The sequence below is a fragment of the Streptomyces sp. NPDC018610 genome, assembly GCF_044391765.1.
Lineage (GTDB): Bacteria > Actinomycetota > Actinomycetes > Streptomycetales > Streptomycetaceae > Streptomyces.
Genome location: NZ_JBISAL010000012.1, coordinates 101416 through 114641 on the forward strand (window position 1 = coordinate 101416; position 13226 = coordinate 114641).

The 13226-nt window shown below is 72.6% G+C and carries 12 protein-coding genes; 9 read left to right on the top strand and 3 right to left on the bottom strand.

Going from position 1 to position 13226, the window contains the following annotated elements; genetic code table 11:
• Positions 1-175 precede the first annotated feature (175 nt).
• Positions 176-382, bottom strand: a complete 207-nt coding sequence (locus tag ACH5A8_RS28615) for a DUF5988 family protein (protein WP_399006748.1) — start codon at positions 380-382, stop codon at positions 176-178.
• A gap of 495 nt (positions 383-877) precedes the next feature.
• On the opposite strand from ACH5A8_RS28615, the gene ACH5A8_RS28620 reads away from it, so the two are divergent.
• From ACH5A8_RS28620 to cimA, 9 genes are all read left to right on the top strand, one after another.
• Entirely contained in the window at positions 878-1009 is a 132-nt protein-coding gene (locus ACH5A8_RS28620) for a hypothetical protein (RefSeq protein WP_086025501.1), read from the top strand.
• 112 nt (positions 1010-1121) lie between these two features.
• Positions 1122-2165 (top strand): 3-isopropylmalate dehydrogenase, encoded by a 1044-nt coding sequence (locus tag ACH5A8_RS28625; protein WP_399006750.1) that lies wholly within the window; start codon positions 1122-1124, stop codon positions 2163-2165.
• A 253-nt stretch (positions 2166-2418) separates the two neighbouring features.
• Positions 2419-3507 (top strand): branched-chain amino acid aminotransferase, encoded by a 1089-nt coding sequence (locus tag ACH5A8_RS28630; protein ID WP_399006752.1) that lies wholly within the window; start codon positions 2419-2421, stop codon positions 3505-3507.
• Between the two features lie 206 nt (positions 3508-3713).
• Positions 3714-4412, top strand: coding sequence for an urease subunit gamma (gene ureA, locus ACH5A8_RS28635; protein WP_399006754.1), 699 nt, complete (start codon positions 3714-3716; stop codon positions 4410-4412).
• The gene (locus tag ACH5A8_RS28640) at positions 4409-6133 is read left to right on the top strand and encodes an urease subunit alpha (RefSeq protein ID WP_399006756.1); all 1725 of its coding nucleotides are present in this window, start codon (positions 4409-4411) and stop codon (positions 6131-6133) included. Before ureA ends, ACH5A8_RS28640 begins: the two co-directional genes overlap by 4 nt.
• Before the next feature lie 27 nt (positions 6134-6160).
• Positions 6161-7204, top strand: coding sequence for an agmatine/peptidylarginine deiminase (locus ACH5A8_RS28645; RefSeq protein WP_399006758.1), 1044 nt, complete (start codon positions 6161-6163; stop codon positions 7202-7204).
• A 26-nt stretch (positions 7205-7230) separates the two neighbouring features.
• Entirely contained in the window at positions 7231-7725 is a 495-nt protein-coding gene (locus ACH5A8_RS28650) for a hypothetical protein (protein WP_399006760.1), read from the top strand.
• The gene (locus ACH5A8_RS28655; protein WP_399006762.1) at positions 7722-8330 is read left to right on the top strand and encodes a TetR/AcrR family transcriptional regulator; all 609 of its coding nucleotides are present in this window, start codon (positions 7722-7724) and stop codon (positions 8328-8330) included. The genes ACH5A8_RS28650 and ACH5A8_RS28655 overlap by 4 nt, the downstream gene beginning before the upstream one ends.
• Before the next feature lie 376 nt (positions 8331-8706).
• Positions 8707-10311, top strand: coding sequence for a citramalate synthase (gene cimA / locus ACH5A8_RS28660; protein ID WP_399006764.1), 1605 nt, complete (start codon positions 8707-8709; stop codon positions 10309-10311).
• 165 nt (positions 10312-10476) lie between these two features.
• Here cimA and ACH5A8_RS28665 read toward each other — a convergent pair whose 3' ends face one another.
• Both ACH5A8_RS28665 and ACH5A8_RS28670 read right to left on the bottom strand, forming a co-directional pair.
• Positions 10477-11082: a GPP34 family phosphoprotein gene (locus ACH5A8_RS28665; RefSeq protein WP_399006766.1), complete on the bottom strand. Its 606-nt coding sequence runs from the start codon at positions 11080-11082 to the stop codon at positions 10477-10479.
• A gap of 145 nt (positions 11083-11227) precedes the next feature.
• Positions 11228-13099, bottom strand: a complete 1872-nt coding sequence (locus ACH5A8_RS28670) for a ricin-type beta-trefoil lectin domain protein (protein WP_399006768.1) — start codon at positions 13097-13099, stop codon at positions 11228-11230.
• Positions 13100-13226: the final 127 nt, after the last annotated feature.

Consider the following 13226-nt stretch of genomic DNA (forward strand, 5'->3'; position numbering starts at 1 on the left):
CTCCCCCCCCAAAAAACGTTGCCGTGGCCCCCCCCCCCCCAACACACCCCCCCCCAGTGGGCGGCCCCCCGGGGCCTCCCCGCGGGGCGGGGCCCGCGCGCCCCCGCCCCGTTCGCATGCCCGCGGGCGGTGGCGTCCGCGGGCGGTGGCGCCTCGGGCAGGGGCGGCGGACGCGCTAGCCGGGCATCTCCGTCCGCTCCCACCACTCGTACACGGGCAGCCTGCCCTCCGGCGTGTCCTCGTGACGCGAGGTCGGCCGGAAGTGCTCGTAGCCGCCCCGCAGCTCGATCTTCACGTCCTCGCCCGGCGCCGGGAGCGCGACGATCCGTTCGGGCAGGTCCTGAGGACCGCCCTCCAGAAGTGCCTTGGCCGTGTCGTTCATGACCTCACCCGTTCCCGCGCCGCGCCGGGATGCCGCCTGCCGGGCCGAGGATCAGCCGGGTGGACGATGAGGGTCCGGCCCGCGGAGCGGCCCGCGGCGGCCGGGGAGAGCGGAGGCCGCCCCGCGTACGGCCCGCTCCCGCCGACGCGCACGGCCCCGGGCCGCACCACTCTCCGACCCGCCGAACCGAACAGCGCTCCGACCGGCGGCTACGGCGGTGTCCTCCGACCGGGTTCCGCTGAAACCCCAGCTCACAGCGGTGCGGCAGGGTGCGCCGTCTCAGATGGTAGGAAGTCCGAGTAATTGTGCAGACAGCCGCGCGCTCCTCGCATAGCTTTGTAGAAGCCGAACGTCACGCTCGATCCAGCGAAGGGCGGTCGTGAGCCGGGCCCCGTGCAGGCAACCCCTGCGGCACCGTGCTCCCCGCCCACTCCGGCGTCTCGAAACCCCCCTGCCCCACGCACTCCGTGTGTTCCTCGAAGGAGTCGATCCCCCATGGCCGAGACGACCGTCCGCCGCCGAGTCCGCCACGTCTCCCGTACGAGCGAGTCCGACCGCAAGAACGCCGCCGCCGCCCTCCAGCGCGCCCTCGACCGCCGCGACAACGGCGGCCAGACCGGACACTGAGCCGCCCCACGGGCGCCGGACGGTCCCGGTCCGGCGCCCGGCCGGGCGACAGCGGGTGTCCATATGGCGGACATCGTGTGTCATCTCTCGGGACGAGGAGTAGGGTGCCGACATGTCTCGCAGCATCGATCTCGCAGTGATCCCCGGTGACGGAATCGGCCAGGAAGTCGTGGCCGAGGGCCTGAAGGTCCTGACCGCCGTCCTCCCGCAGGACGTGAAGCTGGAGACCAAGGAGTTCGACTTCGGCGCCCGGCGCTACCACGCCACCGGTGAGACGCTCACCGACGCCGACCTGGACGCCCTCAAGGCGCACGACGCGATCCTGCTCGGCGCGATCGGCGACCCGTCGGTGCCCTCCGGGGTCCTGGAGCGCGGCTTCCTGCTCAAGCTCCGCTTCGCCTTCGACCACCACGTCAACCTGCGCCCGAGCAAGCTGCTGCCCGGCGTCGCCACCCCGCTCGCCGGCGACCCGGAGATCGACTTCGTGGTCGTCCGCGAGGGCACCGAGGGCCCCTACACGGGCAACGGCGGCACCATCCGCAAGGGCACCGAGCACGAGGTCGCCACCGAGGTCTCCGTCAACACGGCCTTCGGCGTCGAGCGCGTGGTGCGCGACGCCTTCGCCCGCGCCCAGGCCCGCCCGCGCAGGAAGCTCACTCTGGTCCACAAGAACAACGTGCTGACCTTCGCCGGCCACCTGTGGACGAACATCTTCAACAAGGTGGCCGAGGAGTACCCCGAGGTCACCACCGAGTACATCCACGTCGACGCGGCGACCATCTACCTGGTCACCCAGCCCGAGCGCTTCGACGTCATCGTCACCGACAACCTCTTCGGCGACATCATCACCGACCTCGCCGCGGCCGTCTCCGGCGGCATCGGCGTCGCCGCCTCGGGCAACATCAACCCGAGCGGCGAGTTCCCGTCCATGTTCGAGCCGGTCCACGGCTCGGCCCCGGACATCGCCGGCCAGGGCAAGGCCGACCCCACCGCCACGGTGCTCTCCGTCGCCCTGCTCCTGCGCCACCTCGGCTACGAGGCCGAGGCGACCCGGATCGAGGACGCCGTCTCCGCCGACCTCGCGGAACGCGGCGCCCTGCCCGCGCGCAGCACCTCCGAGATCGGCGACGCCCTCGTCGTACGAGTAGCAGGCTGACCCGCCGCCGCTCGAAACAGCGAAGCCGTCGGGTCGCATTCCGCGCCCGGCGGCTTTCCTGCGTCCGCCGCCGGGTGCCACCATCAAACCCCGGGTCGCCGCTCACCCCGATTCCGTTCACCGCCGGCCCCGCGCGATAATCGAACGCGGAGCCGCGGTATGAGGGAATGCTCGGACGTCCAACCACTGACCGGTCACGGTCGTGCGGGCGTGAATGCGGCCCGTCACGACAACCGGTGAAGGACATCCACTCATGACGACGCCCACGATCGAGCTCAAGCCCTCCGCCAACCCGCTGTCCGCCGCCGAGCGTGAGGCGATCCTGACCAGCCCCGGGTTCGGCCGCCACTTCACCGACAACATGGTGACGATCCGGTGGACCGAGGGCCGCGGCTGGCACGACGCGCAGCTCGTTCCGTACGGCCCGATCTCCATCGACCCCTCCTGCCACGTCCTTCACTACGGCCAGGAGATCTTCGAGGGTCTCAAGGCCTACCGTCAGCCCGACGGCTCGGTCGCGGTCTTCCGTCCGGAGGCCAACGCCCGCCGGTTCCGCAACTCCGCCCGCCGGATGGCCATGGCCGAGCTGCCGGAGGAGCTTTTCATCGAGGCGCTGGACGCGCTGCTGGCCCAGGACGCCGACTGGGTGCCGCCGCACGGCGGCGAGGAGGCGCTGTACCTGCGTCCGTTCATGTTCGCCTCGGAGACCGGGCTCGGCGTGCACCCGGCCAACGAGTACCTGTTCATGCTGATCGCCTCCCCGTCGGGCGCGTACTTCGCCGGCGGAGTGAAGCCGGTCACCATCTGGGTCGCCGAGGACCACGTCCGCGCGGTGCCCGGCGGCACCGGCGACGCCAAGACCGGCGGCAACTACGCGGCCTCCCTGCTGCCGCAGGCCGAGGCCGCCGCGCACGGCTGCGACCAGGTCGTCTACCTCGACGCGGTGACCCGCACCAAGGTCGAGGAGAGCGGCAGCATGAACGTCGCCTTCGTCTACGGCGACCGGATCGTCACCCCGGAGCTGAGCGGCTCCATCCTCGAAGGCATCACCCGCGACTCCCTCCTCCAGGTCGCCCGCGACCTCGGCCTCACCGCCGAGGAGGGCGTGATCACCCTGGAGCAGTGGCGGGCGGACGCCGCCTCCGGCGCGCTCACCGAGGTCTTCGCCTGCGGCACCGCCGCCGTGGTCACCCCGATCGGCCACGTGAAGACCAAGTCGGACTCCTGGACCCACGGCGACGGCACCCCCGGCGAGGTCACCCTGCGCCTGCGCGAGGCCCTGCTGGGCGTCCAGCGCGGTGTCGTCGAGGACCGGCACGGCTGGATGCACAAGATCGGCTGACCTTCGCCGGTCGTCAGGGCCGCCGCGGACTTCCGTCCGCGGCGGCCCTTCGGCGTTCTCGGCCGCCGAAGACGGGACCCGTGCCCGCGCGAGTTAGAGCAGCGCTCGATGTGGCATACCCAATACTGCCCTGCGCTGCTTCCCCTCCCGAGGATCTCGCACTTAGAGTGGTGTTCTAAAGTACGGATGCAAGGAGGTGCCGACGCGTGCGACTGACCCCCACCGAACGTGACCGGCTGCTGCTCTTCGGGGCCGCCGAACTGGCCCGCGCCCGCCGGGCCCGGGGCCTGAGGCTCAACGTGCCGGAGGCCACCGCCCTGATCGCCGACACGGTGTGCGAGGCCGCCCGCGACGGCGCCCGCCTCGCCGAGGCGATCGAGCGCGCCCGTACCGTGCTCGGCCCCGACGACGTCCTGCCGGGCGTCGCCGACGTGGTCACCGAGGTCCATGTGGAGGCCGTCTTCGACGACGGCTCCCGGCTCGCGATCGTCACCGACCCGCTGGCGGGCGGCGGCCAGGGCGAGGACGCGCCCGGCGCGCTGCTGCCCGGGCCGCGGCACGCCGACCCCGAGCCCGCCGTGTGCCTCACGGTCACCAACACCGCGGCCGTCCCCGTCTCCGTCACCTCCCACTTCCACTTCTTCGAGGCCAACCCCCGCCTGGACTTCGACCGCTCCGCCGCCTACGGCATGCGGCTCGCGGTGCCCGCCGGTTCGTCGGTGCGCTTCGGGCCCGGGGAGAGCGCCGAGGTGGGCCTCGTGCCGATCGGCGGCGAGCGCGTCGCGATCGGCTTCGCCGGCCTGGTCGACGGGCCGCTGGACGCGCCGGGTGCGAAGCGGGAAGCGCTGCGCCGGGCCGCCGCCTGCGGATACCTCGGCATCTCACCGGAAGGAGGCGACCGATGAGCCGCTCCAAGGGACGCGAGGTGAGCCGGGCGATCCACGTCGACCCGCACGCCTACGCCGCCACCCACGGCCCTCGCGCCGGCGACCGTGTCCGCCTCGGCGACTCGGGCCTCGTCGTCCGTGTGGAGTCCGACGCCCAGAAGTACGGCGACGAGTTCCTCGCCGGCTTCGGCAAGACCGCCCGCGACGGACTCCACCTCAAGGCCGCCGCCGTCCGCGAGACCTGTGACGTAGTGATCAGCAACGTCGTCGTGATCGACGCGGTGCAGGGCGTCCGCAAGGTGTCCATCGGCATCCGCGAGGGCCGGATCTCCGCGATCGGCCGGGCGGGCAACCCCGACACCCTCGACGGCGTGGACGTCGTCGTCGGCACCGGCACCACCATCGTCTCCGGCGAGGGGATGATCGCCACCGCCGGCGCCGTCGACACCCATGTCCACCTGCTGTCGCCGCGCATCATGGAGGCCTCGCTCGCCTCCGGCGTGACCACGATCATCGGCCAGGAGTTCGGGCCGGTGTGGGGGGTCGGCGTCAACTCGCCGTGGGCGCTCCGGCACGCGTTCGGCGCCTTCGACGCGTGGCCGGTCAACATCGGCTTCCTCGGCCGTGGTTCGTCCTCGGACGAGGCGCCCCTGATCGAGGCGCTGGCCGAGGGCGGCGCCTCGGGCTTCAAGGTGCACGAGGACATGGGCGCCCACACCCGCGCCCTGGACACCGCCCTGCGCGTCGCCGAGGAGCACGACGTCCAGGTCGCCCTGCACAGCGACGGCCTCAACGAGTGCCTGTCGGTCGAGGACACCCTGCGCGTCCTTCAGGGCCGCACCATCCACGCCTTCCACATCGAGGGCTGCGGCGGCGGACACGTCCCCAACGTGCTGAAGATGGCGGGCGTGCCGAACGTCATCGGCTCCTCCACCAACCCCACCCTTCCCTTCGGCCGGGACGCGGTCGCCGAGCACTACGGCATGATCGTCTCCGTCCACGACCTGAAGACGGACCTGCCCGGCGACGCCGCGATGGCCCGCGACCGCATCCGGGCCGGCACCATGGGCGCCGAGGACGTGCTGCACGACCTGGGCGCGATCGGCATCACCTCCTCCGACGCGCAGGGCATGGGCCGCGCCGGCGAGACCGTCCGCCGCACCTTCGCGATGGCCGGCAAGATGAAGGCCGAGCTGGGCCCGATCGACGGCGACGGCGAGGGCGACGACAACGCCCGCGTGCTGCGCTACATCGCCAAGCTGACCATCAACCCGGCCATCGCGCACGGACTCTCGCACGAGGTCGGCTCGCTGGAGGTCGGCAAGCTCGCCGACATCGTGCTGTGGCGCCCGGAGTACTTCGGCGCCAAGCCGCAGCTGGTCCTGAAGTCCGGTTTCCCGGCGTACGGCGTCGTCGGCGACCCGGGCGCGGCCACCGACACCTGCGAACCCCTGGTGCTCGGCCCGCAGTTCGGCGCGCACGGCGCCACCCCCGCCGAGATCTCGGTCGCCTTCGTCGCCCAGGCCGCACTCGACCAGGGCCACGACACGATGCCCACCCGCAGGCGCCGGGTCGCCGTCCGGAACACCCGCGGCATCGGCCCCGCCGACCTGCGGCTCAACTCCCGCACCGGAGCGGTCGACGTCGACCAGCGCACCGGCCTGGTCACCCTCGACGGCGACCCGCTGCGCTCCGCGCCCGCCGACTCCGTCTCCCTCAACCGCCTGTACTTCCTCTAAGGAAGCTCCTCTAAGGACCCGACACACATGACCACCCCCGCCGCCGACGGCTTCCGCATGCCCGCCGAGTGGACGCCGCACGAGCGCACCTGGATGGCCTGGCCGGGCCCCAACCCGACCTTCGACACCCCCGAGGACGTCGCCGGCTCCCGCGCCGCCTGGGCGTCCGTGGCCCGCGCGATCCGCCGCTTCGAACCGGTCACCGTGGTGTGCGGCCCCGGCCAGTCGGCCGACGCCCGCGCGCTGCTCGGCGACGGCATCGACACCGTCGAGCGCGACCTCGACGACGCCTGGATGCGCGACATCGGCCCCACCTTCCTCACCAACGACTCGGGTGAACTCGCCGCCGTCGACTGGACGTTCAACGGCTGGGGCGCGCAGGACTGGGCGCGCTGGGAGCACGACTCCAAGATCGGCGCGTACGTCGCCGACCTCGCGGGCGCGAAGACGTACGCCTCGGAGCTGGTCAACGAGGGCGGCGCGATCCACGTCGACGGCGAGGGCACCGTTCTGCTGACCGAGACCGTGCAGCTCGGCCCCGAGCGCAACCCGCACTGGACGAAGGAGCAGGTCGAGGCGGAGATCCACGCCCACCTCGGCACCGAGAAGGCGATCTGGCTGCCGCGCGGCCTCACCGGCGACTACCCGCCCTACGGCTACGGCACCCTCGGCCACGTCGACATCGTCGCCGCCTTCGCCCGCCCCGGCGTCGTCGTCGCCCACCACCAGCCCGACCCCGCCCACCCCGACCACGAGGTCACCAAGGAGGTCATCGGCCTCCTGCGCGCCGCCACCGACGCCCACGGCCGTCCCCTGGAGGTCGTCGAGGTCCCCGCCCCCACCGCCCTGGAGGCCGACGGCCACTGGGCCGACTACTCCTACATCAACCACTACCTCTGCAACGGCGGCGTCGTCCTGTGCGGCTTCGACGACCCCCGCGACGAGATCGCCGCGGGCATCTTCCGCCGTCTCTTCCCCGAGCGGACGGTGACCCTGGTGGACGCCCGCACGATCTTCGCGGGCGGCGGAGGCATCCACTGCATCACGCAGCAGCAGCCGAAGACCCGGTGACGACCGGGGTCGGGTAGAACAGACGGATGAACGTCCTGGTCTGCGCGGCCTGCGGCCGCCGTCTCAGCGAGCCGCTGCGGCTGCTTCCCGTGCTGCCCGAACGCCCGGGCCGCGACGGGCGCGAGGGCCCCGACGGCACGCGGCACGCCCCGTCGACCGTGCCGCGGGGCACCTGCGCGGTCGATCCCGAGCCCAGCGGAGCGCCGTACGTGCCGCACCCGGATCCGGAGTGGATGGGAGCCGCCGTCCCCGGCACGGTCGTCCTCGACCCCGACGGGCCGGGCTGCCTGATGTCCGCGGGCCCGCGCGACACCCTGGTGGTCCACCCCGACGACGCCCGCGGGTTCCTCGAACCCGACCCGTCCTCCACCGAGATCGGCTGCTGCGGCCCGCCCGGCCGGGAGGGGCCGAACGAGCTGTGCCCGGGGTGCGGGGCGCGGGTGGCGACGCTGTTCGCCGACTGTTCCGGGCCGTACGAGACGCATTACCTGCCCGGTGCCGTACGGACGGTCCTGGTATGAGCGCGAGCCCGTCGCCCCGCAGACGCACCCCCGCACCGCCCCGCGAGGAAGTCCTCGCCGCCGCCATGGAGATGATCGCCGCACGCGGTCTGGAGAAGCTCACCATGGCGGCGCTCGGCCGCGAGGTCGGCATGAGCAGCGGCCATCTGCTCTACTACTTCGGCTCCAAGGACGAGCTGCTGCTGCGCACCCTGGAGTGGAGCGAGAGCCGGCTCGGGGCCGAACGCGGACGGCTGCTGACCCGTGCCGCCCCCGCCCGCGAACGCCTGGACGCCTACGTCGACCTGTACGTCCCCGACGGCCACCGCGACCCGCACTGGACGTTGTGGCTGGAGGTCTGGAACCGCTCGCTGAACGCCGCCGACGACGCCCGCGACCGGCAGGCCGCCATCGAGGGCGCCTGGCACCGCGACCTGGCCGCCCTCGTCGCCGAGGGCGTCTCGCGCGGCGAGTTCCAGGCCGTCGACGCCGACCGCTTCGCCACCCGGCTGCGCGCCCTCCTCGACGGCTTCTCCATCCACGTCGCCATCGGCCTGCCGCGCACGGACCGCGAGCAGGTCCTCGGCCACGTACGGGAGTTCCTGGACGAGTCGCTGAACCCCTGAGGGCTGTCCGGCGGAGCACGCCGCGGACGCGGGACCTCGATCCGACCCGGGCGAAGGCGGCGGAGGAGTCCAGCTCCGCGCCCGCATCCTGAGACGGCGGGGAGTGCGGGGGTGGGACTGTGCCAAAATGCCCCCGTGCTCTCGTTCGCCATGATTATTGGCAGCAGGCGCGCCGGTCCGCAGTGACCGTCACGTACGACCAGGTACGGGCGGCCACCGTCGTCCTCGACCCGCGCGCAGACCTCTCGCACCCGCGAGGGGTTTTTCGTTTTCCTGGCCCACCTTCAGCCGGGGGCGAGGCGCGAGGGAGTATTGGGGGGACGGTGGAGCCGGTCATTCCGGTAAGACCGAGATCCCACTTCAGGAGCCCTGAGACATGACCGAAACCAGCCGGCTGGACGATTCGTTCCACGTCTTCGACACCACCTTGCGCGACGGCGCCCAGCGCGAGGGCATCAACCTCACCGTCGCCGACAAGCTGGCCATCGCTCGGCACCTCGACGACTTCGGCGTGGGCTTCATCGAGGGCGGCTGGCCCGGCGCCAACCCGCGGGACACCGAGTTCTTCGCCCGCGCCCGCGAGGAGATCGACTTCCAGCACGCCCAGCTCGTCGCCTTCGGCTCCACCCGGCGGGCCGGCGCCAAGGCGGCGGACGACCCCCAGGTCAGGGCGCTCCTGGACTCCGGCGCCGAGGTGATCACCCTGGTGGCCAAGTCGCACGACCGGCACGTGGAGCTGGCGCTGCGCACCACCCTGGAGGAGAACCTGGAGATGGTCCGCGACACCGTCTCCCACCTGCGCTCCCAGGGCCGCCGCGTCCTCGTCGACTGCGAGCACTTCTTCGACGGCTACCGTGCCAACGCCGAGTACGCCAAGTCGGTCGTCCGGGCCGCCGCCGAGGCCGGCGCGGACGTCGTCATCCTCTGCGACACCAACGGCGGCATGCTGCCCGCCCAGATCCAGGCCGTCGTCGCCACCGTCCTCGCCGACACCGGGGCCCGCCTCGGCATCCACGCCCAGGACGACACCGGCTGCGCCGTCGCCAACACCCTCGCCGCCGTCGACGCCGGCGCCACCCACGTCCAGTGCACCGCCAACGGCTACGGCGAACGCGTCGGCAACGCCAACCTCTTCCCGGTCGTCGCCGCCCTGGAACTGAAGTACGGCAAGCAGGTGCTGCCCGAGGGACGGCTGCGCGAGATGACGCGGATCTCCCACGCCATCGCCGAGGTCGTCAACCTCACCCCTTCCACCCACCAGCCCTACGTCGGCGTCTCCGCCTTCGCCCACAAGGCCGGCCTGCACGCCTCCGCCATCAAGGTCGACCCCGACCTGTACCAGCACATCGACCCCGAGCAGGTCGGCAACACCATGCGGATGCTCGTCTCCGACATGGCCGGCCGGGCCTCCATCGAGCTCAAGGGCAAGGAACTCGGCATCGACCTCGGCGGCGACCGCGAGCTGGTCGGCCGCGTCGTCGAGCGGGTCAAGGAGCGCGAGCTCAAGGGCTACACCTACGAGGCCGCCGACGCCTCCTTCGAGCTGCTGCTGCGCGCCGAGGCCGAGGGCAGGCCGCTGAAGTACTTCGACGTCGAGTCCTGGCGGGCCATCGTCGAGGACCGCCCCGACGGCACCCACGCCAACGAGGCCACCGTCAAGCTGTGGGCCAAGAGCGAGCGCATCGTCGCCACCGCCGAGGGCAACGGCCCGGTCAACGCCCTCGACCGCGCCCTGCGCGTCGCCCTGGAGAAGATCTACCCGCAGCTCGGATCACTGGAGCTGGTGGACTACAAGGTCCGCATCCTGGAGGGCAAGCACGGCACCTCCTCCACCACCCGCGTCCTGATCTCCACCTCGGACGGCAAGGGCGAGTGGGCCACGCTGGGCGTGGCCGAGAACGTGATCGCCGCCTCGTGGCAGGCCCTGGAGGACGCCTACACCTACGGCCTGCTGCGCGCCGGGGTGGAACCGGCCGCCTGATCCGCGCGCGGGGTCCCGGGTACGGCGGCCGGCCGCCGTACCCGAGACCGGAGCCGCCGCTCCTCGGGCGGGAGGCCCCTTGCCGGGCGAGCTCCCCCTTACGAGTGGGCGAGCTCCCGCGGGGCGAGCGAGACTGTGCTTCGGGGGCGAGCCGGGCCCCGCTCCTCAGGGCGAGCGCCAGATGTTCTGGAACGCGGCGTCCTCGACCGACCGCCGCTGCCGTACCGCCTCCAGCTCCGTCACCGCGTCGTTCACGGCGGCGAGCACCGTGACCGCGGCCTCGTCCTCGGGGACGGGGATCTCCCCGGCCCCCTCCGGCTCGATGCCCAGCGCGGCGGCCAGCCCGGCGAGGACCGGCTCGTGGAAGGCCCAGCGGTCGCCGGCCGCCCGCCGCGCCGTCCCGTCCACCGGCACCGGCCGCTCGGTCCCCCGGGGCATCAGCCGGCGGCGCGGCGTCGCGAGCTGCCCCTCCGCCTCCAGCGCGGAGACGTAGGCGGCGGCCAGCCCGCGCCCGCGCCGCCACAGCCACTCCTCGACCGGCTCGTACGGCGCCTCGGTGACCAGCGCGGCCGCCGCCTCGTCCAGCGGCCGGTCGCCCGTGGCCGACCCGGCCCCCGGCACGACACGGTCGCCGTCCAGCGAGACGCGGCCCGCCGCGAGCAGGTCGACCAGCTCGGCCCCGGCCAGGGCCAGCGACAGGTCGCCCTGCTCGACGGGGCGCGTACCGGGCACGTCCAGGGCGACGATCAGCAGGTCCCGCGGTGTGGTCATACGCACCAGCATGTCGCGGGCCCCGCCGATCCGCAGCACGGGCCGCCGGTCCGCGGCACGGGCCGCCGGTCCGCGGCACGGGCCACGAGTGCGCGGCACGGGCCACCGCCCGTGCCGCGGACCGCGATCCCCGCTCCCGGGGCTCCTACTGAAGCCGCCACTTCTGATTGGCCGCCCCCGTGCACGACCAGATCTGCGCCCGCGCCCCGTTCGCCGAGGAGTTGTCCGTGACGTCCAGGCACTTGTCGGCGGCCGTGTTCACCACATCCCCCGTGGAGGCGTTGTACGACCACTGCTGGGCGCCGGTCCCGTTGCAGCCGTAGAGCTGCACCTTCGCGCCGTTCGAGGTCGAAGCGGACGTCACGTCCAGGCACTTGCCGAGCGCCCGGACCGTCCCGTCGCCCCGCACGGTCCACTGCTGCGCGGTGCTGCCGTTGCAGTCGTAGAGCTGCACCGCCGTGCCGTCGGCGCTCGAACCGCCCGCGACGTCCAGGCACTTGCCCGCGAGCCCGCTGAACGTCCCGGTCCGGTCGCCGCCGCCGGACTGGGCGCCGGACCAGGTGAAGGTGGCCGAGGTCTTCGCGGGCAGCGAGTAGGTGGCGTGCTGGGAGCCCCAGTTCACCGTCACCGTCCTCGCGCTCGACGCGCCGTTGTAGGCGATCAGGGCCTTGGAGCCGTCCGGGTTGCGCCACGCCACGTTCGGCACGGCCGTGGAGGCGGTGGAGGCGATGCGCTGTGCCCCGGGCCGGACGAACTTGGTCAGGTGCCCCATGTCGTAGTACTCGACGGTGTAGTCCACCTGCCCGGAGCGCCCGTCCCCGTCGTGCACGGTGACCAGCCCGGTGCAGGTGCCGCAACCGCCGTTGTGCGGGCCCATGTTCTGGTCCACGGCCAGCGACCACTTGGTGACCGACTTCGCCCAGTTGCGGGTGTAGTCGATGATGTCGGACATGTCCTGGTGCTGCTGGTCGGTGATCCAGGTGCCGCCGGAGTGCTCGGTGCCGAAGGCGTCCAGCGAGGGGTACTGGTTGTGCACACTGGTCTGCTTGGTCACGTCGCCGCCGTAGCCGTGCCAGGCGATCCCGCCGAAGTTCGGGTGGGTGCGGATGGCCGCGTCGTCGACGCTGGGCGCGGCGTAGGAGTCGTACGTGTCCCAGTTCCAGTCGAGCGCGAGGACCTTGGTGCTGAGGCCCGCCGCCTGCAGCCTGGGCAGCAGCTCGCTCTTCAGGAAGTACTGCAGGCCGCTCGCGTTCCAGCTCATCGAGGGGTAGCCCGAGCAGCAGGTCGGCTCGTTCTGCGCGGTGACGTAGGAGACCGGCACGCCCTGGTCCCTGTACGCCTGGAGGTACTTCACGAAGTACGAGGCGTAGGCCCCGTAGTCCTCCGCCTTGAGCCAGCCGCCGTTGAGCTGTCCGCTGTCCTTCATCCAGGCCGGCGCGGTCCACGGCGAGGCCATCACCGTCAGGGACGGGTTCAGCTGGAGCGCCTGCCTGGTCAGCGGGACGACGTCCGCGAGGTCGTGCGCGAGGGAGAACTTCGCCAGCGAGGCGTCGCTCTGCCCGGCCGGCACGTCGTCGTAGGTGTACCCGGTGCGGGCCAGGTCCGAGGCGCCCATCGGGTTGCGCAGGAACGACAGCCCGATGCCGTCCGTGGGGGAGAACAGCTTGCGCAGGGTGGCGTCCCGGGTCGCCTGGGAGAGCGCCCCGCTGCTGTTCATCAGCCAGGCCGCGGTGTCGGTGAAGGACGCGCCGCCGCCGGTGAACGTCTGGTACCGGGTGTTCTCGTCGACGGTGATGTTCTCGCCGGCGCCGCCGGTCCCGGACTGGAAGGCGAACGGCGTCTGCGGCTCCAGGCCGCGCACCACGTGCCGGCCGCCGCTGTCGTCGGTCGTGGTCAGCCAGGCGGTGACCTGCTCGCCGGCCGCGTGCGCGGACGGAGCGGCCAGGGTTGTCAGCCCGGCGGTGGTGAGCAGCCCGGCCAGCAGCAGCCGGACCGCGCGCAGGGGTCTTCTCCTCATGTGCGCCGCCCTTTCGGAAGGTGGGGGAGGGGAGGCGTGCGAGCCGTGAGTAAATGACGGCGGCAACCGCCCGTCAAGGGGTCGCGCGTTCACAAGCCGAAGTGACAACGGTGCGGAACGGGCCGGG

Bases quoted from the DNA above. Each gene is read 5' to 3' on its own strand.
- cimA (WP_399006764.1), top strand. From the start codon at position 8,707: ATGACCGAAACCAGCCGGCTGGACGATTCGTTCCACGTCTTCGACACC.
- ACH5A8_RS28620 (WP_086025501.1), top strand. From the start codon at position 878: ATGGCCGAGACGACCGTCCGCCGCCGAGTCCGCCACGTCTCCCGTACG.
- ACH5A8_RS28640 (WP_399006756.1), top strand. From the start codon at position 4,409: ATGAGCCGCTCCAAGGGACGCGAGGTGAGCCGGGCGATCCACGTCGAC.
- ACH5A8_RS28650 (WP_399006760.1), top strand. From the start codon at position 7,231: ATGAACGTCCTGGTCTGCGCGGCCTGCGGCCGCCGTCTCAGCGAGCCG.
- ACH5A8_RS28615 (WP_399006748.1), bottom strand. From the start codon at position 382: ATGAACGACACGGCCAAGGCACTTCTGGAGGGCGGTCCTCAGGACCTG.
- ACH5A8_RS28670 (WP_399006768.1), bottom strand. From the start codon at position 13,099: ATGAGGAGAAGACCCCTGCGCGCGGTCCGGCTGCTGCTGGCCGGGCTG.
- ACH5A8_RS28665 (WP_399006766.1), bottom strand. From the start codon at position 11,082: ATGACCACACCGCGGGACCTGCTGATCGTCGCCCTGGACGTGCCCGGT.
- ACH5A8_RS28625 (WP_399006750.1), top strand. From the start codon at position 1,122: ATGTCTCGCAGCATCGATCTCGCAGTGATCCCCGGTGACGGAATCGGC.
- ACH5A8_RS28630 (WP_399006752.1), top strand. From the start codon at position 2,419: ATGACGACGCCCACGATCGAGCTCAAGCCCTCCGCCAACCCGCTGTCC.
- ACH5A8_RS28645 (WP_399006758.1), top strand. From the start codon at position 6,161: ATGACCACCCCCGCCGCCGACGGCTTCCGCATGCCCGCCGAGTGGACG.
- ACH5A8_RS28655 (WP_399006762.1), top strand. From the start codon at position 7,722: ATGAGCGCGAGCCCGTCGCCCCGCAGACGCACCCCCGCACCGCCCCGC.